General features: G+C 71.9%; 20 protein-coding genes. 7 read left to right on the forward strand and 13 right to left on the reverse strand.

Annotation, left to right across the window (positions count from 1 at the left end):
• Window positions 1–208 precede the first annotated feature (208 nt).
• Window positions 209–952: a SigE family RNA polymerase sigma factor gene (locus P8A18_RS21780; protein WP_026249389.1), complete on the forward strand. Its 744-nt coding sequence runs from the start codon at window positions 209–211 to the stop codon at window positions 950–952.
• A gap of 345 nt (window positions 953–1,297) precedes the next feature.
• Here P8A18_RS21780 and P8A18_RS21785 read toward each other — a convergent pair whose 3' ends face one another.
• Window positions 1,298–1,942 (reverse strand): uridine kinase, encoded by a 645-nt coding sequence (locus tag P8A18_RS21785; protein WP_371933701.1) that lies wholly within the window; start codon window positions 1,940–1,942, stop codon window positions 1,298–1,300.
• Between the two features lie 141 nt (window positions 1,943–2,083).
• Between P8A18_RS21785 and P8A18_RS21790 the strand changes: the two genes are divergently transcribed.
• Window positions 2,084–2,500 carry a hypothetical protein gene (locus P8A18_RS21790; RefSeq protein ID WP_306056835.1) on the forward strand — a complete coding sequence of 139 codons (417 nt, stop codon included), beginning with the start codon at window positions 2,084–2,086 and terminating at the stop codon, window positions 2,498–2,500.
• Window positions 2,501–2,561: 61 nt separating this feature from the next.
• On the opposite strand, the gene P8A18_RS21795 is transcribed toward P8A18_RS21790, so the two are convergent.
• The 3 genes from P8A18_RS21795 to deoC are packed head-to-tail and all read right to left on the reverse strand — an operon-like array spanning window position 2,562 to window position 5,834.
• Window positions 2,562–3,452 carry an aldehyde dehydrogenase family protein gene (locus tag P8A18_RS21795; protein ID WP_306056836.1) on the reverse strand — a complete coding sequence of 297 codons (891 nt, stop codon included), beginning with the start codon at window positions 3,450–3,452 and terminating at the stop codon, window positions 2,562–2,564.
• The gene (locus tag P8A18_RS21800; RefSeq protein WP_306056838.1) at window positions 3,442–4,881 is read right to left on the reverse strand and encodes an aldehyde dehydrogenase family protein; all 1,440 of its coding nucleotides are present in this window, start codon (window positions 4,879–4,881) and stop codon (window positions 3,442–3,444) included. The genes P8A18_RS21795 and P8A18_RS21800 overlap by 11 nt, the downstream gene beginning before the upstream one ends.
• 5 nt (window positions 4,882–4,886) lie before the next feature.
• Window positions 4,887–5,834, reverse strand: coding sequence for a deoxyribose-phosphate aldolase (gene deoC, locus P8A18_RS21805; protein WP_306056839.1), 948 nt, complete (start codon window positions 5,832–5,834; stop codon window positions 4,887–4,889).
• A 181-nt stretch (window positions 5,835–6,015) separates the two neighbouring features.
• Between deoC and P8A18_RS21810 the strand changes: the two genes are divergently transcribed.
• Window positions 6,016–6,654, forward strand: coding sequence for a PH domain-containing protein (locus tag P8A18_RS21810; protein WP_306056841.1), 639 nt, complete (start codon window positions 6,016–6,018; stop codon window positions 6,652–6,654).
• Window positions 6,655–6,706: 52 nt separating this feature from the next.
• On the opposite strand, the gene P8A18_RS21815 is transcribed toward P8A18_RS21810, so the two are convergent.
• The 3 genes from P8A18_RS21815 to P8A18_RS21825 all read right to left on the reverse strand — a co-directional run bounded on the left by P8A18_RS21815 (window position 6,707) and on the right by P8A18_RS21825 (window position 9,988).
• On the reverse strand, window positions 6,707–8,353 hold the full coding sequence (locus P8A18_RS21815) for a phospho-sugar mutase (protein ID WP_306056842.1): 1,647 nt from the start codon (window positions 8,351–8,353) through the stop codon (window positions 6,707–6,709).
• A 207-nt stretch (window positions 8,354–8,560) separates the two neighbouring features.
• Window positions 8,561–9,385, reverse strand: a complete 825-nt coding sequence (locus P8A18_RS21820) for a purine-nucleoside phosphorylase (RefSeq protein WP_018550426.1) — start codon at window positions 9,383–9,385, stop codon at window positions 8,561–8,563.
• A 165-nt stretch (window positions 9,386–9,550) separates the two neighbouring features.
• Window positions 9,551–9,988 (reverse strand): gamma-glutamylcyclotransferase family protein, encoded by a 438-nt coding sequence (locus P8A18_RS21825; protein WP_018519118.1) that lies wholly within the window; start codon window positions 9,986–9,988, stop codon window positions 9,551–9,553.
• Window positions 9,989–10,263: 275 nt separating this feature from the next.
• Here P8A18_RS21825 and P8A18_RS21830 point away from each other — a divergent pair, with 275 nt between their 5' ends.
• On the forward strand, window positions 10,264–11,703 hold the full coding sequence (locus tag P8A18_RS21830) for an NAD(P)H-quinone dehydrogenase (RefSeq protein WP_018550425.1): 1,440 nt from the start codon (window positions 10,264–10,266) through the stop codon (window positions 11,701–11,703).
• A gap of 189 nt (window positions 11,704–11,892) precedes the next feature.
• Entirely contained in the window at window positions 11,893–12,843 is a 951-nt protein-coding gene (locus P8A18_RS21835; protein ID WP_371933783.1) for a DeoR/GlpR family DNA-binding transcription regulator, read from the forward strand.
• A gap of 51 nt (window positions 12,844–12,894) precedes the next feature.
• Here the strand turns inward: P8A18_RS21835 and P8A18_RS21840 are convergent, their stop codons facing one another.
• Both P8A18_RS21840 and P8A18_RS21845 read right to left on the reverse strand, forming a co-directional pair.
• A complete protein-coding gene (locus P8A18_RS21840) occupies window positions 12,895–13,530 on the reverse strand; it encodes a TetR/AcrR family transcriptional regulator (protein WP_445978207.1) in 636 nt (211 codons plus the stop codon).
• A gap of 183 nt (window positions 13,531–13,713) precedes the next feature.
• Window positions 13,714–15,468, reverse strand: coding sequence for an acetyl/propionyl/methylcrotonyl-CoA carboxylase subunit alpha (locus P8A18_RS21845; protein ID WP_306056850.1), 1,755 nt, complete (start codon window positions 15,466–15,468; stop codon window positions 13,714–13,716).
• Between the two features lie 372 nt (window positions 15,469–15,840).
• On the opposite strand from P8A18_RS21845, the gene P8A18_RS21850 reads away from it, so the two are divergent.
• A complete protein-coding gene (locus P8A18_RS21850; protein WP_306056853.1) occupies window positions 15,841–16,317 on the forward strand; it encodes a hypothetical protein in 477 nt (158 codons plus the stop codon).
• A 16-nt stretch (window positions 16,318–16,333) separates the two neighbouring features.
• Here P8A18_RS21850 and P8A18_RS21855 read toward each other — a convergent pair whose 3' ends face one another.
• The 4 genes from P8A18_RS21855 to P8A18_RS21870 form a co-directional block, all read right to left on the reverse strand.
• Window positions 16,334–16,942 (reverse strand): Maf family protein, encoded by a 609-nt coding sequence (locus P8A18_RS21855; protein WP_306056855.1) that lies wholly within the window; start codon window positions 16,940–16,942, stop codon window positions 16,334–16,336.
• A gap of 86 nt (window positions 16,943–17,028) precedes the next feature.
• Window positions 17,029–17,157 carry a morphogenic membrane protein MmpB gene (mmpB, locus tag P8A18_RS21860; protein WP_306056857.1) on the reverse strand — a complete coding sequence of 43 codons (129 nt, stop codon included), beginning with the start codon at window positions 17,155–17,157 and terminating at the stop codon, window positions 17,029–17,031.
• A 77-nt stretch (window positions 17,158–17,234) separates the two neighbouring features.
• Window positions 17,235–17,441 (reverse strand): acyl-CoA carboxylase epsilon subunit, encoded by a 207-nt coding sequence (locus P8A18_RS21865; RefSeq protein WP_018519110.1) that lies wholly within the window; start codon window positions 17,439–17,441, stop codon window positions 17,235–17,237.
• A 14-nt stretch (window positions 17,442–17,455) separates the two neighbouring features.
• On the reverse strand, window positions 17,456–19,048 hold the full coding sequence (locus P8A18_RS21870) for an acyl-CoA carboxylase subunit beta (protein WP_306056858.1): 1,593 nt from the start codon (window positions 19,046–19,048) through the stop codon (window positions 17,456–17,458).
• A gap of 122 nt (window positions 19,049–19,170) precedes the next feature.
• On the opposite strand from P8A18_RS21870, the gene P8A18_RS21875 reads away from it, so the two are divergent.
• Window positions 19,171–20,034 (forward strand): biotin--[acetyl-CoA-carboxylase] ligase, encoded by an 864-nt coding sequence (locus tag P8A18_RS21875; protein ID WP_306056860.1) that lies wholly within the window; start codon window positions 19,171–19,173, stop codon window positions 20,032–20,034.
• Window positions 20,035–20,128 lie beyond the last annotated feature (94 nt).

Below are 20,128 nucleotides of genomic sequence, written 5' to 3' on the forward strand. Positions count from 1 at the left end.
GTCATTCTGACCCATGGGGCGTTCCAGTTCGACAGTTGGTCCCCCCTGATGCGCGCCCCATACGTCCCTCATGCAGCAACAAGCCCGATTTCGGGCCCTCACAGGGCCCTGTGACAGGCCTGTGACAGTCGGCGGACACCCCCATGAAACTGCCCCGGCAAGCTCATTGGCACAAGGACGGACGGACTCCACCGATGGGGGGCGCGAGATGAACGCAACTCACAGCATCAACGCAAGCGCAGTTGTCACGCGTCTCCACGATGTCGGGCGGAGCACCGAGAAGTCCGGCGCCGCAGTGAACGGACGGGGGTGCGTTCGAGGCGCCGGGCGTCAGCACACGTCATTCATGACGGTGGTTGACGCGGGTAGCGGGGGAAGCTCGTACGGGGAGGGCTCGGGGGAGCGGCAGGCACCGGCACGGTCCGAGGACGCCGAAGCGGCGTTCACGGCCTACGTCCGGGAGCGCCGCGCCTCCCTGTACGCCACCGCCTACCACCTGACCGGTGACCGGTTCGAGGCCGAGGACCTGCTCCAGAGCGCCCTGTTCTCGACGTACCGGGCGTGGGACCGGATCAGTGACAAGGCCGCGGTGGGCGGTTATCTGCGCCGCACGATGACCAATCTCCACATCAGCGCCTGGCGCAGGCGCAAGCTGAACGAATACCCGACCGAGGAACTGCCGGAGACGGCGGGCGACACGGACGCGATGCGCGGCACGGAGCTGCGCGCCGTGCTCTGGCAGGCGCTGGCGCGGCTGCCGGAACTCCAGCGCACGATGCTGGTCCTTCGGTACTACGAGGGCCGCACGGACCCGGAGATCGCGTCCATCCTCGACATCAGTGTCGGCACGGTGAAGTCGAGCATCTGGCGGTCGCTCCGCCGGCTGCGCGAGGACGAGGTCCTCAGCTTCGGCCGTGACGAGGAGGAGTCCTTCGGCGAGCTGGTGGCCTGAAGGAACGGGGGAGCTGCCGCTTCGGGGGAGGCGGTGGTGTTACGGGGGAAACGGGGTCGGGGGGCCCGGGGGAACGGGGTACGGGGGATACGGGGGAACGGGGATACGGGGAAGCTGCGGGGTCGGACGGGCCGGGGGGTCCTGTCCGGCCCCGCGGTGCGTTCGGGGGCTCCGCCCCCGGGCCCCCGCTCCTCAATCGCCGGAGGGGCTGGATGTGACCGCTGCTCCTCAACCGGCGGAGGGGCTGGATGGTGAGCCCCGCTCCTCAAACGACGACGGACGGGCTGGATGGTGACCCCCGCTCCTCAAACGACGACGGACGGGCCGGATGGTGACCCCCGCTCCTCAATCGGCGGAGGGACTTGAAGATGCCGCCGCGCGGCGGCGGCCCGCTGCCGCCGCTGCCAGGCGGCCCAGCGCTTCCCGTTTGTCGCAGGGGTGGGCGCCCAACTCCGTCTGGCGGGCCACGATGCGGCGTTCGCCGCGCATCAGGCGCCAGCCCCGCCGGAGCAGGAACGGCACTGACTTGCGGCCCTCGCGCAGGTCGCGCAGGAGGCGGCGGCGGAACGTCGTGGAGGGCCGGCCGCGCAGGCACAGGGCGTCGGCCAGCAGGCCGAGCGACTGGCAGCGTCCGATGATGTCGGCGGCGAAGATCCCCTCGGCCACGAAGAGCGGGGTGCGCTCCATGTGGAAGGTCTCGTGCCCGGTGCGGGAGCTGGTGGAGATGTCGTACACCGGTACGTCGGTCCGGCCGGTGCGGCAGAGTTCTGCGATCGCCGCCACCGCGGCCTCGGCGTCCCAGGAGAGAGCGGAGTCCCAGTCGATGTCTGTACTGCCCTCGACGAGCGGCAGCGTGGGGTCGCCCGCCTCCTTGTAGAAGTCGTCCAGCCGCAGCACCGGGAGGCCGGTGCGGGCGGCGAGGGAGGACTTGCCGGAGCCGGAGGGGCCGGCCAGCAGGACGACACGGGTCGAAAGCGCTTGGGAACTCACAGGACACGAGTGTGAGGCATTGACCCGCACAGGGGACCCCTGGGTGGTCTTGTTGGTACCGCGCATCACACCTCAACTACGCTGTGCACTCGCTCGATTACTCGGCCGATGGTCCGTTCGGCCCGATCAGGTGGGAAATCCATGGCACGTCACGCACTTTCCAAGCCCCGGCGCCGCACCCTGCTGCGCGCAGGTCTGACCGTCACCGCGGTGGGTGCCGCGCTCGGCGCGGGGGGCGCGGCGGCGCAGGCCGCGCCGCTGCCCCTCGTCCAGGCGACCGGGACCGACACCAGCCTCGGGGAGGCCACCGAGGCGGCCGGCGGCGCGGTGACCGGGGCGCTCGGCCAGTCGCTCGACAACAGCATCGCGCCCGTCACCCACCTGCGGCTCGACCCGCTGGCCGGCACCGGCGTCGACCCGCTGGACAACGTGGTGGGCACCCAGATCGCCGACTTCAAGCCGCTGTCCACGGGGCTGGTCACCGACCCGGTGACCAGCGGCGGCGCGCTGAAGGACCTGCCCGTCGTCGGTCAGGTCGTGGGCGCGCTGCACGGCTGACACGGAGCGTGGCCCGTGCCCCGGAGAAACTTCCCGGGCACGGGCCGCGCCCACGCGTACGTCAGTACGAGGAGCCCGACACGCCCAGGGCGCCCGTCGGGTGCCAGACCGTCTTGGTCTCCAGGAACGCCGTCAGGCGGTGCGTGCCCGGGTCGGCGGACCAGTCGTCGCCGTCGTGCGGGCGGGAGACGCGCTTCAGGTTGTCGGCCGCCGCGATCTGGAGTTCCTTCGCCAGATCCGCGTCCGCCCCCGTCAGGTCGATGCCGTTCACGTCCTGGTGGGCGGCGAGCGGGGCGGCGATCTCCGCGGTCTTCCCCGACAGGATGTTGACCACACCACCCGGCAGGTCCGATGTGGCCAGCACCTCGCCCAGCGACAGGGCGGGCAGCGGGGACTTCGCGGAGGCCACCACGACCGCCGTGTTACCGGACGCGATCACCGGGGCGATCACCGAGACCAGGCCCAGGAACGAGGACTCCTGCGGCGCGAGGACGGTCACCACGCCGGACGGCTCGGGCGTCGACAGGTTGAAGAACGGACCCGCGACCGGGTTCGCCCCGCCCACGACCTGGGCGATCTTGTCCGTCCAGCCCGCGTACCAGACCCAGCGGTCCACCGCCGCGTCCACGACGGCCGCCGCCTTGGACTTCGACAGCCCCTCGGCCTCGGCCACCTCGCGTACGAACTGCTCGCGGCGGCCCTCCAGCATCTCCGCGACGCGGTAGAGGATCTGGCCGCGGTTGTACGCGGTCGCGCCCGACCAGCCGCCGAACGCCTTGCGGGCGGCCACGACCGCGTCGCGCGCGTCCTTGCGGGAGGACTGGGGCGCGTTCGCCAGCCACTTGCCCTTCGAGTCCGTCACCTCGTACACCCGGCCGCTCTCGGAGCGGGGGAACTTGCCCCCGACGTACAGCTTGTAGGTCTTGAAGACGCTCAGACGGTTATCGGACATCGAGGTACGCCTCCAGGCCGTGGCGGCCGCCTTCGCGGCCGAAGCCCGACTCCTTGTAACCGCCGAACGGCGAGGTCGGGTCGAACTTGTTGAACGTGTTGGCCCAGACGACACCCGCCCGGAGCTTGTTCGCCACCGCGAGGATGCGGGAGCCCTTCTCCGTCCAGATGCCCGCCGACAGGCCGTACTGGCTGTTGTTGGCCTTGGCGACCGCCTCGTCGGGGGTGCGGAACGACAGTACGGAGAGCACCGGGCCGAAGATCTCGTCGCGGGCGATCGTGTGCGCCTGGGTGACGTTGGTGAACAGCGTCGGGGCGAACCAGTAGCCCGCCGAGGGCAGTTCGCAGGGGGCCGACCAGCGGTCCGCGCCCTCCGCCTCGCCGGTCTCCACGAGCGCGCTGATCCGGGCCAGCTGCTCAGCGGAGTTGATCGCGCCGATGTCGGTGTTCTTGTCCAGCGGGTCGCCGAGGCGCAGCGTGGACAGCCGCCGCTTGAGCGCGTCCAGCAGCTCGTCCTGGATCGACTCCTGGACCAGCAGCCGGGAGCCCGCGCAGCACACCTGGCCCTGGTTGAAGAAGATGCCCGTGACGATGCCCTCGACGGCCTGGTCGATGGGGGCGTCGTCGAAGACGATGTTGGCGCCCTTGCCGCCCAGCTCCAGGGTGACCTTCTTGTCGGTCCCCGCGACCTGGCGGGCGATGGCCTTGCCGACGGCGGTCGAGCCGGTGAAGGCGACCTTGTTCACGTCGCTGTGCGAGACGAGCGCCTCGCCCGCGTCGCCGTACCCCGTCAGGATGTTGACGACACCCCTGGGCAGGCCCGCCTGGCGGCAGATGTCCGCGAAGAACAGCGCCGACAGGGGCGTCGTCTCGGCGGGCTTCAGCACCACGGTGTTGCCCGTGGCGAGGGCCGGGGCGATCTTCCAGGCCAGCATCAGGAGCGGGAAGTTCCACGGGATGACCTGGCCGGCCACGCCCAGCGGGCGCGGGTTCGGGCCGTAGCCCGCGTGGTCCAGCTTGTCGGCCCAGCCCGCGTAGTAGAAGAAGTGCGCGGCGACCAGCGGGAGGTCCGCGTCGCGCGTCTCCTTGATCGGCTTGCCGTTGTCCAGGGTCTCCAGGACGGCCAGCTCACGGCTGCGCTCCTGGATGATCCGGGCGATCCGGAACAGGTACTTGGCGCGCTCGGAGCCGGGCAGCGCCGACCACTTCTCGAACGCCCGGCGGGCCGCCTTCACGGCCCGGTCCACGTCGTCGGCGCCGGCCCGCGCGACCTCGGACAGCACCTCCTCGCTGCTCGGCGAGACGGTCTTGAAGACCTTGCCGTCGGCCGCGTCGGTGAACTCACCGTCGATGAACAGGCCGTACGAGGGGGCGATGTCGACGACCGACCGCGACTCGGGCGCGGGTGCGTACTCGAATGCAGATGCCATGGGTATCAGTCCACCGTCACGTAATCGGGGCCGGAGTAACGGCCGGTGCTGAGCTTCTGGCGCTGCATCAGCAGGTCGTTCAGCAGGCTGGAGGCGCCGAAACGGAACCAGTGGTTGTCCAGCCAGTCCTCGCCCGCGGTCTCGTTGACCAGGACGAGGAACTTGATCGCGTCCTTGGAGGTACGGATGCCGCCGGCCGGCTTCACCCCGATCTGGACACCGGTCTGCGCGCGGAAGTCGCGCACCGCCTCCAGCATCAGCAGGGTGTTCGCGGGCGTGGCGTTCGTCGCCACCTTGCCGGTCGAGGTCTTGATGAAGTCCGCGCCCGCCAGCATCCCCAGCCAGGAGGCCCGCCGGATGTTGTCGTACGTGGACAGCTCGCCGGTCTCGAAGATGACCTTCAGGCGGGCGTTCCCGCACTCCGCCTTCACGGCGACGATCTCCTCGTAGACCTTCGAGTAGTGGCCGGCCAGGAAGGCGCCCCGGTCGATCACCATGTCGATCTCGTCGGCCCCTGCCGCCACGGCGTCCCGGACGTCCGCGAGCTTGACGTCCAGCGCGGCCCGCCCGGCGGGGAAGGCCGTCGCCACGGACGCCACCTTCACGCCGGAGCCGGCCAGGGCGGCGGACGCGGTGGCCGCCATGTCGGGGTAGACGCAGACCGCGGCGGTGCGCGGGGTCGTGCGGTCGGTCGGATCCGGGTTGACGGCCTTGGCGGCGAGCGCCCGGACCTTGCCGGGGGTGTCCGCGCCTTCCAGCGTCGTCAGGTCGATCATGGAGATGGCGAGGTCGATGGCGTAGGCCTTGGCCGTCGTCTTGATCGAACGGGTTCCGAGGGAAGCGGCGCGCGCTTCGAGGCCGACGGCGTCGACGCCGGGCAGCCCGTGCAGGAAGCGGCGCAGCGCACTGTCGGACGCCGTCGCGTCGGCGAATGCGGGGAGGGTGGTGGGCATGGTCACCACCTGAGCATATCTACGCGCGTAGCGACCTGTACAGCGGCCCAGGTCGTCCGCTTATCGCGCACCGGCGCGTCCACGGATCGCGCACCGGCGCGTCCACGGATCGCGCACCGGCGCGCGAGCACCGGGCAGCCGCCCCTCACGCCCCCCGGCCGCGTCAGGCACAATCGGGCTCATGACGAGCCCCACGCCTCCCACCGAGCCCACCTACGCCGACCGGACCTTCCGGTCGCCCGCCGGGCTGGCCGGGGGTGTCCTGCTGCTCGTGCTCATCTGCTGGATCGGCGGCGACGCCGCGTTCCGGGGCCACGGCCGCGCGCCGTGGATGGCGCTCGCCGGGCTGCTGACCGTGGTGCCGCTGATCGTCGCCTTCACACTGCGCCCGGTGGTGTTCGCGAACGACCGGCGCGTCCGGGTCCGCAACCCGTTCCGCACGATCACGCTGCCCTGGACCGACGTCGCCGATGTACGGGCCGGGTATTCGAGTGAGCTGTTCACCCACGACGGCACGAAGTACCAGCTCTGGGCCGTGCCGGTGTCGCTGCGACAGCGCAAGAAGGCCGCCCGCCAGCAGTCCCGGCAGGCACTGGACGACCCCTACCGCCGTACTTCCGCGACCGCCGATGTACGCGACACCAAGGCCCGTGTCGCCGTGGCGGACCAGGCGGTGGCGGACCTGCGCGAGCTCTCCGAACGCGCCGGCGACAAGCCCGCGCCGGACGCCCCCGTGAGGTCGGTGCGCTGGGCGTACGAGGTCATCGCTCCGTCGGTCGTGGGCGTGGTGCTGCTGGTGGTGCTGGGGGCACTGGGCTGAGCCGGAGCGCCGGACCGGGGCGCCGCTCGGGCACCCCGGCCGGCCCCGGGCGTCAGATACCGGCCGCGGCGGCCAGGTCCCGCTTGATGGCCGTCAGCAGCTCGGTGGCCCGGGTGCGGGCCGCCGGGAGGCCGTCGGGCGCGGCGACGGGCACCACGACCTCCAGGTAGCACTTCAGCTTGGGCTCGGTGCCGCTCGGGCGGACGATCACCCGGGCGCCCTCCAGCCCGTAGCGCAGCCCGTCGGTGGGCGGTAGCCGGTCCGTGCCGACGGACAGGTCCTCGGCGCGGGTGACGGGCAGGCCGGCCAGAGCCGTCGGGGGCTGTTCCCGCAGGCGGCGCATGGCATCCGCGATGACCGAGAGATCCTGCACCCGGACCGAGAGCTGGTCCGTCGCGTGCAGGCCGTGCTCCAGGGCGAGGTCGTCCAGCAGGTCCAGGAGCGTGCGGCCCTGTTCCTTGAGTACGGAGGCCAGCTCGGCGACGAGCAGCGCGGCCGTGATGCCGTCCTTGTCGCGGACGCCGTCCGGGTCGACGCAGTAGCCGAGCGCCTCCTCGTACCCGTAGCGCAGCCCCTCGACGCGGGCGATCCACTTGAAGCCCGTCAGCGTCTCCTCGTAGCCCAGGCCCGCCTTCTCGGCGATCCGGCCGAGCAGCGACGACGAGACGATCGACTCGGCGAACACGCCGGAGGCGCCCCGGCGCACGAGGTGGGCGGCGAGCAGCGCGCCGACCTCGTCGCCGCGCAGCATCCGCCAGCCGCCGTCCGCCGCCCGATCGGGTACGGCGACGGCGCAGCGGTCGGCGTCCGGGTCGTTGGCGATAACGATGTCGGGGTCCGAGCGGCGCGCGGTCGCGAACGCGAGATCCATCGCGCCGGGCTCCTCCGGATTGGGGAAGGCCACGGTGGGGAACGCGGGGTCCGGCTCGGCCTGCTCCGCGACGAGCACCGGGGCGGGGAAGCCGGCCCGGTCGAAGGCGGCGGTGAGCACGGAGGCGCCGACACCGTGCATCGCGGTGTACACGACGCGGGCGGTACGCGGCGAAGCGGCGTCGAGTACGGAGTCCGTGCGCGCGAGATACGCGTCCAGCACCTCGTCGCCGAGGGTCTCCCAGCCGTCGCCGGGGCGGGGGACGGTCTCCAGCGGGCCGACCGCCGCGATGGCGGCCGCGATCTCGCCGTCGGCCGGCGGCACGATCTGCGAGCCGTCGCCGAGGTAGACCTTGTATCCGTTGTCGCGCGGCGGATTGTGGCTGGCGGTCACCTCGACGCCCGCGACGGCGCCCAGGTGCCTTATGGCGTACGCGAGGACCGGGGTGGGAAGGGGGCGGGGGAGTACCGCCGCGCGCAGACCGGCGCCCGTCATCACGGCCGCCGTGTCCCGGGCGAAGTCGGCGGACTTGTAGCGGGCGTCGTAGCCGACGACGACGAGACCGCCGGCCTGGCCCTGGTCCTTGAGGTACGCGGCGAGGCCGGCGGCGGCCCGGATGACCACGGCCCGGTTCATCCGCATGGGGCCCGCGCCCAGCTCGCCCCGGAGCCCGGCGGTGCCGAACTGGAGCGTGCCGGCGAAGCGGGCGGCGAGCTCGTCCAGCTCCTGCGCGTCGATGAGCTTGGCCAGCTCGTCGCGGGTCTCGGGGTCGGGGTCCTCGGCGAGCCAGGTCCTGGCCCGGGTGAGGAGGTCCGGCGTGGTCGTCACGGTGTCCGCCTTTCGGGGAGGGGGTGCGGTGGGGTGGGGGCGGTGCGGGGTGGTGCGGGTGCGTTGCGCCTGCGGCGGGCCTGTTCCCCTACCCGCCCCTTCCCGTAACCGGGGCTCCGCCCCGGACCCCGCTCCTCAAGCGCCGGAGGGGCTGGGTTCTGGGGCTCCGTCCCGGGGGTGTGGGGGCAGCGCCCCCACAGTGGTCCCTCAGATTCGGTCCAGTACCCGGGCCAGCAGGGACCCCATCCGGGTCGCCGAGTCGCGGCCCGCCTGAAGGACCTCCTCGTGGTTCAGCGGCTCGCCGCTGAGCCCCGCCGCCAGGTTTGTCACCAGGGAGAGGCCGAGGACCTCCGCGCCCGCCTCGCGGGCCGCGATCGCTTCGAGGACCGTGGACATGCCGACGAGGTCGCCGCCCATGACGCGTACCATGCCGATCTCGGCCGGCGTCTCGTAGTGCGGGCCGGGGAACTGCACGTACACGCCCTCTTCGAGCGTCGCGTCGACCTCCTTGCACAGCGCCCGCAGCCGCGGCGAGTACAGGTCGGTCAGGTCGACGAAGTTCGCGCCGACGATCGGCGACGCGGCGGTCAGGTTGATGTGGTCGCTGATCAGGACCGGCTGCCCGGGGCGCATCCCCTCGCGCAGACCGCCGCAGCCGTTCGTCAGGATCACGGTCCGGCAGCCCGCGGCGACCGCGGTGCGCACCCCGTGCGCCACGGCGGCGACGCCGCGGCCCTCGTAGAAGTGCGTACGGCCCAGGAACACCAGGGCGCGCTTGTCACCGATCACGTGCGAGCGGACCGTGCCGCCGTGGCCCTCGACGGCGGGCGCGGGGAAGCCGGGGAGCGCGGTCACCGGGAACTCGGCCTCCGGGACACCGAGCGCGGCACCGGCGGGCGCCCAGCCGGAGCCCATCACGAGGGCGACGTCGTGGGTCTCGGCGCCGGTCAGCTCGCGCAGGCGGGCGGCGGCGTCGTCGGCGGCGGCGTACGGGTCGCCCTGGATGTGGTCCGGAATAAGTGATGCGTTCACGCGGATGAGCGTAACCGCTGATTCCCTACGCGCGTAGATGATCCCGTACAGAGTCTCGCCACGATCGTTCGTGTGTTCCCATAGTCGGGCCCCGGCCGACGGCCCCGCCGCTCGCGAAAGGGCAGGTCAGGGCCGCTTCCGCGACGCCCCGGGCCGCCCCCGGGGTCAGCAGGGGCGTTTGCGGAGTTCCATCACATAATCGTGCGGCGCGCCCGCGGAATCGGCCGCGTCGGCGATCTCGCCCAGGTAGCGGGCGGACGGCAGCCCGCCCTCGTAGCCGTTCAGCACATAGATCCAGGCCGGCTCCTCGCCGTCCAGGGTGTGCACCCGGATCCGCATGCGGCGGTAGATGTCCAGCCCGACGCCCTCCCAGCGGTCCATGGAGTCCTCGTCCATGGGCGCCAGGTCGTACAGGGCCACGAACACCTGTGAGCGCGGCGCCTCCACCACGGTGGCCAGCGCGCCCTCCCAGCCCATCTGCTCCCCGCCGAAGGTCAGCCGCCAGCCGTTGAGCCAGCCGGTGCCGCGCAGCGGTGAGTGCGGGGCGCGGCGCGTCATCAGCCGCGCGTCGAGGTTGCCGGCGTACGCGGCGTAGAGCGACATGGAACCGAGGGTACGGGAGGTGGCGCCGGGAGCGGCGGTTCCTGTGAGGAAGGCCCCCCGGGAGAAGGGGAATCAGGGGAGCTGCCCGAAGGGGCGGATCCCCCGGTCCCGCCGTGCGCCGTGCGCCCCGGCGCACGTATGGAGGGCCCCGGGGCGAAGCACCTTGGCGCGTGCGGGACAATGAAGTACGTACTGCATTCCCCCGGGGCGATCCCCCGGACCCCCGGCCGGGGCAGCAGACGGCCGCGGGACGAGAAACGCGAGGCGGACTTTTCGTGACCCGGATCGTGATCATCGGCGGCGGACCCGGCGGGTACGAGGCGGCATTGGTGGGCGCCCAGCTCGGCGCGGAGGTGACCGTCGTCGACTGTGACGGCCTCGGCGGCGCGTCCGTCCTCACCGACTGCGTGCCATCGAAGACCCTGATCGCGACGGCGGAGGTGATGACCACCTTCGACTCCTCGTACGAGGAGCTGGGCATCATCGTCGCGGACGACACGCCCCACATGGAGCGGGCCGCGCGTGTGGTCGGTGTCGATCTGGGGAAGGTCAACCGCCGTGTGAAGCGCCTGGCGCTCGCCCAGTCCCACGACATCACCGCATCCGTCACCCGGGCCGGCGCACGCGTGATGCGCGGGCGCGGCCGGCTGGAGGGCCTCCAGGCCGCCGACGGCTCCCGCCAGGTCGTCGTCGCGGCGGCCGACGGTACGGAGGAGACGCTCACCGCTGACGCCGTGCTGATCGCGACCGGCGGCCACCCCCGGGAGATCCCCGACGCCCTCCCCGACGGCGAGCGCATCCTGAACTGGACGCAGGTCTACGACCTCGACGAGCTGCCGCAGGAGCTCATCGTCGTCGGCTCGGGTGTCACGGGCGCCGAGTTCGCCGGCGCCTACCAGGCGCTCGGCTCACGCGTCACCCTCGTCTCCTCCCGCGACCGGGTCCTGCCCGGCGAGGACCCCGACGCCGCCGCCGTCCTGGAGGACGTCTTTCGGCGCCGCGGCATGAACGTCATGGCCCGCTCCCGCGCCCAGTCCGCCAAGCGCGTCGGCGACCGGGTCGAGGTGACCCTCGCCGACGGCCGGGTCATCTCCGGCTCGCACTGCCTGATGGCGGTCGGCGCCATCCCCAACACCGCCGGCATGGGGCTGGAGGAGGCGGGCGTCCGGCTCAAGGAGTCCGGCCACATCTGGACCGACAAGGTCTCCCGCACCAGCGCGCCCGGGGTCTACGCGGCCGGTGACGTCACCGGCATCTTCGCGCTCGCCTCCGTCGCCGCCATGCAGGGCCGGATCGCGATGTACCACTTCCTGGGCGACGCGGTGGCCCCGCTGAACCTGAAGACGGTCTCATCGAACGTCTTCACCGACCCGGAGATCGCCACCGTCGGCTACAGCCAGGCGGACGTGGACGCGGGCAAGATCGAGGCCCTGGCCGTCAAGCTGCCGCTGCTGCGCAACCCGCGCGCCAAGATGCAGGGCATCCGGGACGGCTTCGTCAAGATCTTCTGCCGGCCCGGTACCGGCATCGTGGTCGGCGGCTGCGTCGTCGCCCCCCGTGCGAGCGAGCTGATCCACCCCATCTCGATCGCGGTCGACAACAATCTGACGGTCGAGCAGATCGCAAACGCCTTCACCGTGTACCCGTCCCTGTCGGGTTCGATCGCCGAAGTGGCCCGACAGTTGCACAGCCGTAAGCGCACGGGCGAGGCGTAACCGCCGAGTCGGGCGGCCGCGCGACCGCCGCCCGATCAGGAGAGGACAACAAGGCGGCCGCCTATACCACTTGGTGGCCGCCTGGATGTCCAACTTCTTCCATTCGGCGCAAACTGCTGAAAACACTCGGGCGGTCACGTTACTGTCAGTTTCGTGTTCGCTGCAGAACGTCGTCAGTTGATCCTCGAAATGGTGCGCGCCAACGGGGCGGTATCGCTCCGTGAGCTCGCCCGCGTCGTCCAGACCTCCGAAGTGACCGTACGGCGGGACGTGCGGGCGCTGGAGGCAGAAGGACTCCTCGACCGCCGGCACGGCGGTGCGGTCTTGCCGGGCGGTTTTACGCGGGAGTCCGGCTTTCCGCAGAAATCCCACCTCGCCACCGCGGAGAAAACGGCCATCGCCGACCTGGCCGCCGGCCTCGTCGAAGAGGGCGAGGCCATTGTGGTCGGTGCCGGTACGACCACGCAGGAGCTGGCCCGCCGGCTCGCGCGCGTTCCCGGCCTGACCGTCGTCACCAACTCACTGCTCGTCGCCCAGGCGCTGGCCCATGCCAACCGGGTGGAAGTCGTGATGACCGGCGGCACCCTGCGCGGCTCCAACTACGCCCTGGTGGGCAGTGGCGCCGAGCAGTCGCTCCAAGGGCTGCGGGTCTCCCGCGCGTTCCTGTCCGGGAGCGGGCTCACCGCCGAGCGCGGGCTGTCCACGTCCAACATGCTCTCCGCGAGCGTGGACCGGGCGCTGGTGCAGGCCGCGGCGGAGGTGGTGGTCCTCGCGGACCACACCAAGCTCGGCTCCGACACGATGTTCCAGACCGTGCCGACGGATCTCATCACCCATCTGGTGACGGACGAGCCCGCCGCGCACGACGACCGGGCGGCGTCGGAGTTGCAGGCGCTGGCCGACCAGGGCGTGCAGATCGCTGTCGCGGGGGCGGGGGCGGCTGCCGCCGCGTCCGGGGCCGCCTCGGTGTCCGGTGACGGCGCTTCGGGGGCGGGGCGGGGGGCGCGGCGCGAGATGCCGTTGCCCGGGCAGCGGCGTACGCATGGGCAGGCGTTGCGGGGGGTGCCGGTGGAGCCGGGGAGTGGGGATCGGGAGCGGGAGCGCGAGCGGGCTCGGGTGGCGGATCTTCGGCGGCGGTAGGGCGCGGGCTCGGGTTCGTTGCGGGGGGCGCTGCCCCCGGACCCCCGCTCCTCAATCGCCGGAGGGGCTTGAGCGGTCCTCGGCGGGGCTTGAATGGTCGTCGGCGGGGCTTGAGATGGGGTGTCGGCCCTTGCCGGAAGGGGTTGATCGCACGCCTCGTAGGGTCAAGGTCAGGAGTCGGTCCGCCAGTTCCGGGTCGTCCGGGGACTGTTCGGCGGCCAGGGCGATGGCGTTGGTCAGTTGCATCAGGTCGTCCATGGATACATCCGCCCGGACCGAGCCGCTCTCCTGCGCGCGGGTCAGCAGCGCCGAACCCGCCTCGCGCAGCGGCGTATTGCACCGGGCCAGGGCCGAACTCTCGTCGCGGCAGGTGGACATGAGCGCCTGCGCCAGGCCGCGATACTCACCCGCATGAGTGACGATCGCACCCAGCCACTCCACCAGCGCGGCACACGGCCGCTCCGCTTCGGCCAGGTCGCGGGAGCGGGTGATGAGGGACGTCACCGCCTCCTCGAAGACGGCGCTCATCAGCGCGTGCCGGGTCGGGAAGTGGCGGTACAGCGTGCCGATGCCCACGCCCGCACGCCGCGCCACGTCCTCCAGGGACGCGTCGGTGCCGTGTTCCGCGAAGGCGCTACGGGCCTCGGCCAGCAGTCGGCCGTAATTGCGGCGCGCGTCAGCACGCATGGGCCGGGCCGGCGTCCCTGCCGTGCTCATCGCCATGGTGCGGTCCTCCCTGTCTCCCGGTTCCCAGGATGCCATCGCGCGGCCGGCGGTACGGCCCGTACCCGGGTCCCGAATGGCCGGCGCCCCGGTCACGTCCAATGACATGACCGGGGCGGCGGTGGGGTGCGGGGACGGGCCCCGGCGTCAGTCCTTGATCTCGCAGATGGCCGCGCCCGACGAGATCGAGCTGCCGACCTCGGCGGACAGGCCCTTGACCGTGCCGGAGCGGTGCGCGTTCAGCGGCTGCTCCATCTTCATGGCCTCCAGGACGACGATCAGGTCGCCCTCCTTGACCTCCTGGCCCTCCTCCACGGCGATTTTCACGATCGTGCCCTGCATCGGGGAGGCGAGGGTGTCGCCGGAGACGGCGGAACCGGACTTCTTCGCCGCGCGGCGCTTGGGCTTGGCGCCCGCCGCGAGGCCGGTACGGGCCAGGCTCATGCCGAGCGAGGAGGGCAGCGAGACCTCCAGGCGCTTGCCGCCGACCTCGACGACGACCGTCTCGCGGCCGGACTCGTCGTCCGCGTCCGCCTCGGCGGGAGCGGCGAACGGCTTGATCTCGTTGACGAACTCCGTCTCGATCCAGCGGGTGTGGACGCGGAACGGGTCGGCGGTGAACGCCGGGTCCGTCACGACCGCGCGGTGGAACGGGATGGCGGTGGCCATGCCCTCGACGTGGAACTCGGCCAGTGCGCGGGCCGCGCGCTGGAGCGCCTGCTCACGCGTCGCACCGGTCACGATGAGCTTCGCCAGCAGCGAGTCCCAGGCGGGGCCGATGACCGAGCCGGACTCGACGCCCGCGTCGAGCCGGACACCGGGGCCGGTCGGCGGGTCGAAGCGGGTGACGGTGCCCGGGGCCGGCAGGAAGCCGCGGCCCGGGTCCTCGCCGTTGATCCGGAACTCGATCGAGTGACCGCGGCCGGCGGGGTCGTCGTAACCCAGCTCCTCGCCGTCGGCGATGCGGAACATCTCGCGGACCAGGTCGATGCCGGAGACCTCCTCGGTCACCGGGTGCTCCACCTGGAGGCGGGTGTTGACCTCCAGGAAGGAGATCGTGCCGTCCATGCCCACGAGGAACTCGACCGTGCCGGCGCCGACATAGCCGGCCTCCTTCAGGATCGCCTTCGACGCCGCGTACAGCTGGGCGTTCTGCTCGTCGGACAGGAAGGGGGCCGGGGCCTCCTCCACGAGCTTCTGGTGGCGGCGCTGGAGCGAGCAGTCACGCGTCGAGACGACGACCACGTTGCCGTGGGTGTCGGCCAGGCACTGGGTCTCCACGTGGCGCGGCTTGTCGAGGTAGCGCTCCACGAAGCACTCCCCGCGCCCGAACGCGGCGACGGCCTCACGGACCGCGGAGTCGTACAGCTCCGGGATCTCCTCCAGGGTGCGCGCGACCTTCAGACCGCGACCGCCACCACCGAAGGCGGCCTTGATCGCGATCGGCAGCCCGTGCTCCTCGGCGAAGGCGACGACCTCGGCGGAACCCTCGACCGGGTCCGGGGTGCCCGCGACGAGCGGGGCACCCGCGCGCTGCGCGATGTGGCGGGCGGCGACCTTGTCACCGAGGTCCCGGATCGCCTGCGGCGGCGGGCCGATCCACGTCAGACCGGCGTCCAGCACGGCCTGGGCGAACTCGGCGTTCTCCGAGAGGAAGCCGTAACCCGGGTGGATCGCGTCCGCCCCGGCGTCCTTGGCAGCCTGGAGCACCTTGGCGATGTCCAGATAGCTGGCCGCCGGGGTGTCACCGCCCAGAGCGAATGCCTCGTCGGCCGCACGCACGTGCAGAGCGTCGCGGTCCGGGTCTGCGTAGACGGCCACGCTCCCGATTCCCGCGTCCCGGCAGGCCCGAGCAACACGGACAGCAATTTCGCCACGGTTGGCGATGAGCACCTTGCGCACGATGGCTCCCTCCTTGAAACAAGCTGAGTTTAGGGACAACCGACACGGTCCTACGACCCGTCCCCAATGGTGAGCTTGCCCACACGGAGTGTGATTCGAGCCATGCTCAAGTCGCGAAATCCCTTGTGACACCACGGTACGCCGGGTTCTGAAACCGCACAGTAGCGATCAGGTGTGGCCCAGGTCTCTATCGGCACGGGCAGCGACTGGCCGTGATTCTTTGTGGAGTTCCCACTAAGGGGTGGGTAATTCTTTGCCCGACGCACGAAAGCCCGGACGGATAGGGGTCCGCCGGGGTTCTCCCCGGCTCTTGTCGTGGCCATTACTCGTTAGTAAGGTCCGCGCTATCGCACGTACTGCAGGTAACAGGGGGTGAGCGTCGTGGCGCGCAGGCTGGTGGCTTTCATAGCCGCGCTCGTGCTGGCCGTGGAAGCCGTCGGGATCGTGATCATCAACGTGGTCCTCGGCACGGTCGTCAAGAACCAGGACATGTCCCTGGCGGGTACGGACCCCGGCGCCATGTCCAAGGGCACCTGGGTGCTCGGCGGCGTGTCCGGTCTCTTCCTGCTCCTGTGCGCCGCGCTCCTCGTCCTCGCGGGCGCCCGCGACCGGGCCCCCGGCCGCGTCGCGCGCACCGTGCTCATCTGCTGCGCGGTCGTCCACGGGGTGCTCGGGGCGCTGACCGTCGGGCTCGTCGGCTGGGCGGCGTTCGCCTGGATGATGGTGGTGCTCGGCCTGATCGTGCTGGCGCTGGTGGCGTACGGCCCCGAGGGCGCCGCGCCGGACGCCGGGCGGAAGGCCGGAACCGGGCCGGAGCCCGAGAAACCGGCCGCGCCCGCCCCCGCCTGAGCGGAGCCGCCGGGCCTCAGGCCCAGAGGTCGGTGACCGAGATTCCCAGCTCGCCCAGCAGCCGCCGCAGCAGCGGCAGCGAAAGCCCGATGACGTTGCCCGGGTCGCCCTCGATGGAGTCGACGAACGGCGCCGAGCGCCCGTCGAGGGTGAACGCCCCCGCCACGTACAGCGGTTCGCCCGAGGCCACGTAGGCGGCGATCTCGGCGTCCGACGGCTCACCGAAGCGGACCGTGGTCGACGCCGTCCGCGACACCGTCCGGCCGGTCGCGGTGTCCGTCAGGCTGTGCCCGGTCCGCAGCACCCCGGCCCGGCCGCGCATCGACTTCCAGCGGGCGGTGGCCTCCTCGGCGTCGGCCGGCTTGCCGAGCGCCTCGCCGTCGAGTTCGAGCACCGAGTCGCAGCCGATCACCAGAGCGCCGGCGGCCTCCGGGAGCGCCGCCACGACCGCCGCCTTGGCCTCGGCGAGCACGAGGGCGAGTTCGGCGGGGGTGGGGGCGCTCAGGGCGTCCTCGTCGACGCCGCTGACGATCACCTCCGGTGCGAAGCCGGCCTGGCGCAGGAGGCCGAGGCGGGCGGGGGAGGCAGAGGCGAGTACGAGGCGCTGGGCGGTCATGGCCGCCATCGTACGGAGGCGGGGGCGTGCGGGTTCGTTGCGGGGGCTCCGCCCCCGGGCCCCCGCTCGCCGGTCGCCTGCGGGGCTTGAGTCCTTCAGCGCGTGCCCAGGACGAACATCGCCACGACCATCGCCAGGGCCAGGACCAGGCCCGCGCGGCGCATCATGTTCTCCGCGTCGCGCAGTTCTTTGGGGGGCTTGTTCTCGGGGTCGGACCAGAGCATGACCTGATCCTCCCGGGCGGCCCTCGGGCGGCGCCTGAGTACGGGTACTCAACCGCCGCCCCACACGTCACCAGCGGTTACGCGGGCCAGTAGGTCCGGGCCCAGGCGCGCGGGCCCGGCAGGTGGCGGCCGCGCCGGGCCAGGCGGCTCGGGTGGGACCATCCCGCGGGCGGCTCCGGGGTGCCGGACGACACGGCGGACACCGCCGCGGCACGGGCCTGAACCACCGCCAGGGCGGCGGCCAGCTCCTCCGGGGTCGGGTTGCCCCGTACGACCTTGATCATGGCCAGGACCCTTTCTAGAGGGGGATGTTGCCGTGCTTCTTGGGCGGGAGGGACTCGCGCTTGGTGCGGAGCTGGCGCAGCCCCTTCACCACGTGGGCCCGGGTGTCGGACGGCATGATCACCGCGTCCACGTACCCGCGCTCGGCCGCCACGTACGGGTTGAGGAGCGCGTCCTCGTAGTCCGTGATCAGCCCGGCCCGGGTCGCCTCCCTCGCGTCGGCGTCCGTGACGGCGGCGATCGTGCGGCGGTGCAGGATGTTGACCGCGCCCTGGGCGCCCATGACGGCGATCTGGGCGGTCGGCCAGGCGAGGTTGATGTCGGCGCCCAGGTGCTTGGAGCCCATGACGTCGTACGCGCCGCCGAACGCCTTGCGGGTGATCACCGTGATCAGCGGGACGGTCGCCTCCGCGTACGCGTAGATCAGCTTGGCGCCGCGCCGGATGATGCCGCCGTACTCCTGGTCGACGCCCGGCAGGAAGCCCGGTACGTCCACGAACGTCAGCACCGGCACGTTGAACGCGTCGCAGGTGCGGACGAAGCGGGCCGCCTTCTCGCTCGCGTTGATGTCCAGACAGCCGGCGAACTGCATCGGCTGGTTGGCGACGACGCCGACGGGGTAGCCCTCGACCCGGCCGAAGCCGGTGATGATGTTCGGCGCGAACAGGGCCTGGGTCTCCAGGAATTCGCCGTCGTCCAGCACGTGCTCGATCGCGGTGTGCATGTCGTACGGCTGGTTCGCCGAGTCCGGGATGAGCGCGTCGAGCTCGCGGTCCTCGTCGGTGGTGGCCAGGTCCGCCTCCTCCGGGAAGGCCGGGGCCTCCGAGAGGTTGTTCGACGGGAGGTAGGACAGCAGCGACTTGACGTACTCGATGGCGTCCTTCTCGTCGCCCGCCATGTGGTGCGCGACGCCGGAGGTGGTGTTGTGCGTACGGGCGCCGCCCAGCTCCTCGAAGGCGACGTCCTCACCGGTCACCGTCTTGATGACGTCGGGGCCCGTGATGAACATGTGCGAGGTCTGGTCGACCATCACCGTGAAGTCGGTGATCGCGGGGGAGTACACCGCGCCGCCCGCGCACGGGCCGACGATCAGCGAGATCTGCGGAATCACACCCGAGGCGTGCACATTGCGCCGGAAGATCTCCGCGAAGAGACCCAGCGCCGCCACGCCCTCCTGGATTCGGGCGCCGCCGCCGTCGTTGATGCCGATGACCGGACAGCCGGTCTTCAGCGCGAAGTCCATCACCTTGACGATCTTCTCACCGTAGACCTCGCCCAGCGAGCCGCCGAAGATGGTGAAGTCCTGCGAATACACGCACACGGGGCGGCCGTCGACCGTGCCGTAGCCGGTGACGACACCGTCCCCGTACGGCCGGTTCTTCTCGATGCCGAAGTTCGTCGAGCGGTGCCGGGCGAATTCGTCCAGCTCCACGAAGGAACCCTCGTCGAGCAGCAGATCCACGCGCTCGCGTGCGGTCAGCTTGCCCTTCGCGTGCTGCTTTTCCACCGCGCGCGCGGACCCCGCGTGGGTCGCCTCGCCGATGCGGCGCTGCAGGTCCGCGAGCTTGCCCGCGGTGGTGTGGATGTCGATCTCTTCCGGCTCGGACATCGGGTGGCGGCTCCCTGCCTGGTCACGGGGACGACTCTGCTGCTGGTCGGCTACTGAGCCGTAGCGTATCGGCGCGGATACGGTTCGGCAGTGCGTCGTTTGACACACCTAGGGTGGGTTGCATGACACCTTCGGATGCGCCACAGAGCCGTTGGTCGGACCTCGACCGGCCGCCCCTGAACGTCCCCGCGCTGCGCCGCGGCCTGCTGCGGCCCGGCGGGCTGTGGACCGCCCTGGACGTGGTGCAGAGCACGGGCTCCACCAACACCGACCTCGCCGCGCGGGCGGCCTCCCTCACCGAGGGCACCGTCCTCGTCGCCGAGGAGCAGACCGCCGGACGCGGGCGCCTGGAACGCGCCTGGACGGCCCCGGCCCGCTCCGGCCTGTTCTTCTCGGTCTACCTGGCCCCCGGCACCGTCCCCGCCGAGCGGTGGGGCTGGCTTCCGCTGCTCACCGGGGTCGCGGCGGCGACCGGCCTGGCGCGCAGCGCGGGTGTGGACATGGCCCTGAAGTGGCCCAACGACCTGCTGGTCACAGTCGGTGGCCAGGAGCGCAAGACCGGCGGCATCCTCGCCGAGCGTGCCGGGGACGGCGTCGTCATCGGCATCGGCCTCAACGTGTCCCTGCGCGCCGACGAACTTCCCGCCCCCACCGCGGCCTCGCTCGGCCTGGCCGGAGCCGTCTCCACCGACCGCGAGACGCTGCTGCGGGGCGTCCTGCGCTCCCTGGAGCACTGGTACGGGCTGTGGCGCGACGCGGACGGCGACGCGGCGGCGAGCGGTCTCCAGGAGGCGTACGCGGCCGGCTGCGCGACCCTCGGCCGCACCGTACGGGCCCAGCTCCCCGGCGACCGCACGCTCACCGGGGAGGCGGTGGCCGTCGACGGGGACGGGCGGCTGGTCCTGTCCACCGGCGACGGGCTGCGCGAACCGGTCTCGGCGGGGGACATCGTGCACCTGCGAGGGGCCGGGGGCGGCCTGACCTGAGCGGTCCCGGTCCGGGCGGCCTCGCCCTGAGGACGTGAGGTAGGGCACACCTGCCGTATCGTTGAGGTGATCCACCGACGGACAGATCGGCAGG

Source organism: Streptomyces sp. Mut1 (genome assembly GCF_030719295.1).
GTDB classification, from domain to species: domain Bacteria; phylum Actinomycetota; class Actinomycetes; order Streptomycetales; family Streptomycetaceae; genus Streptomyces; species Streptomyces castrisilvae.

What these genes read in the sequence shown, in the direction of transcription:
- P8A18_RS21780 (WP_026249389.1), top strand. Translation starts at nt 209, where the DNA reads ATGAACGCAACTCACAGCATCAACGCAAGCGCAGTTGTCACGCGTCTC.
- P8A18_RS21790 (WP_306056835.1), top strand. Translation starts at nt 2,084, where the DNA reads ATGGCACGTCACGCACTTTCCAAGCCCCGGCGCCGCACCCTGCTGCGC.
- P8A18_RS21795 (WP_306056836.1), bottom strand. Translation starts at nt 3,452, where the DNA reads ATGTCCGATAACCGTCTGAGCGTCTTCAAGACCTACAAGCTGTACGTC.
- P8A18_RS21800 (WP_306056838.1), bottom strand. Translation starts at nt 4,881, where the DNA reads ATGGCATCTGCATTCGAGTACGCACCCGCGCCCGAGTCGCGGTCGGTC.
- deoC (WP_306056839.1), bottom strand. Translation starts at nt 5,834, where the DNA reads ATGCCCACCACCCTCCCCGCATTCGCCGACGCGACGGCGTCCGACAGT.
- P8A18_RS21810 (WP_306056841.1), top strand. Translation starts at nt 6,016, where the DNA reads ATGACGAGCCCCACGCCTCCCACCGAGCCCACCTACGCCGACCGGACC.
- P8A18_RS21825 (WP_018519118.1), bottom strand. Translation starts at nt 9,988, where the DNA reads ATGTCGCTCTACGCCGCGTACGCCGGCAACCTCGACGCGCGGCTGATG.
- P8A18_RS21835 (WP_371933783.1), top strand. Translation starts at nt 11,893, where the DNA reads ATGGTGCGCGCCAACGGGGCGGTATCGCTCCGTGAGCTCGCCCGCGTC.
- P8A18_RS21840 (WP_445978207.1), bottom strand. Translation starts at nt 13,530, where the DNA reads ATGCGTGCTGACGCGCGCCGCAATTACGGCCGACTGCTGGCCGAGGCC.
- P8A18_RS21855 (WP_306056855.1), bottom strand. Translation starts at nt 16,942, where the DNA reads ATGGCGGCCATGACCGCCCAGCGCCTCGTACTCGCCTCTGCCTCCCCC.
- mmpB (WP_306056857.1), bottom strand. Translation starts at nt 17,157, where the DNA reads ATGCTCTGGTCCGACCCCGAGAACAAGCCCCCCAAAGAACTGCGCGAC.
- P8A18_RS21865 (WP_018519110.1), bottom strand. Translation starts at nt 17,441, where the DNA reads ATGATCAAGGTCGTACGGGGCAACCCGACCCCGGAGGAGCTGGCCGCC.
- P8A18_RS21870 (WP_306056858.1), bottom strand. Translation starts at nt 19,048, where the DNA reads ATGTCCGAGCCGGAAGAGATCGACATCCACACCACCGCGGGCAAGCTC.
- P8A18_RS21875 (WP_306056860.1), top strand. Translation starts at nt 19,171, where the DNA reads ATGACACCTTCGGATGCGCCACAGAGCCGTTGGTCGGACCTCGACCGG.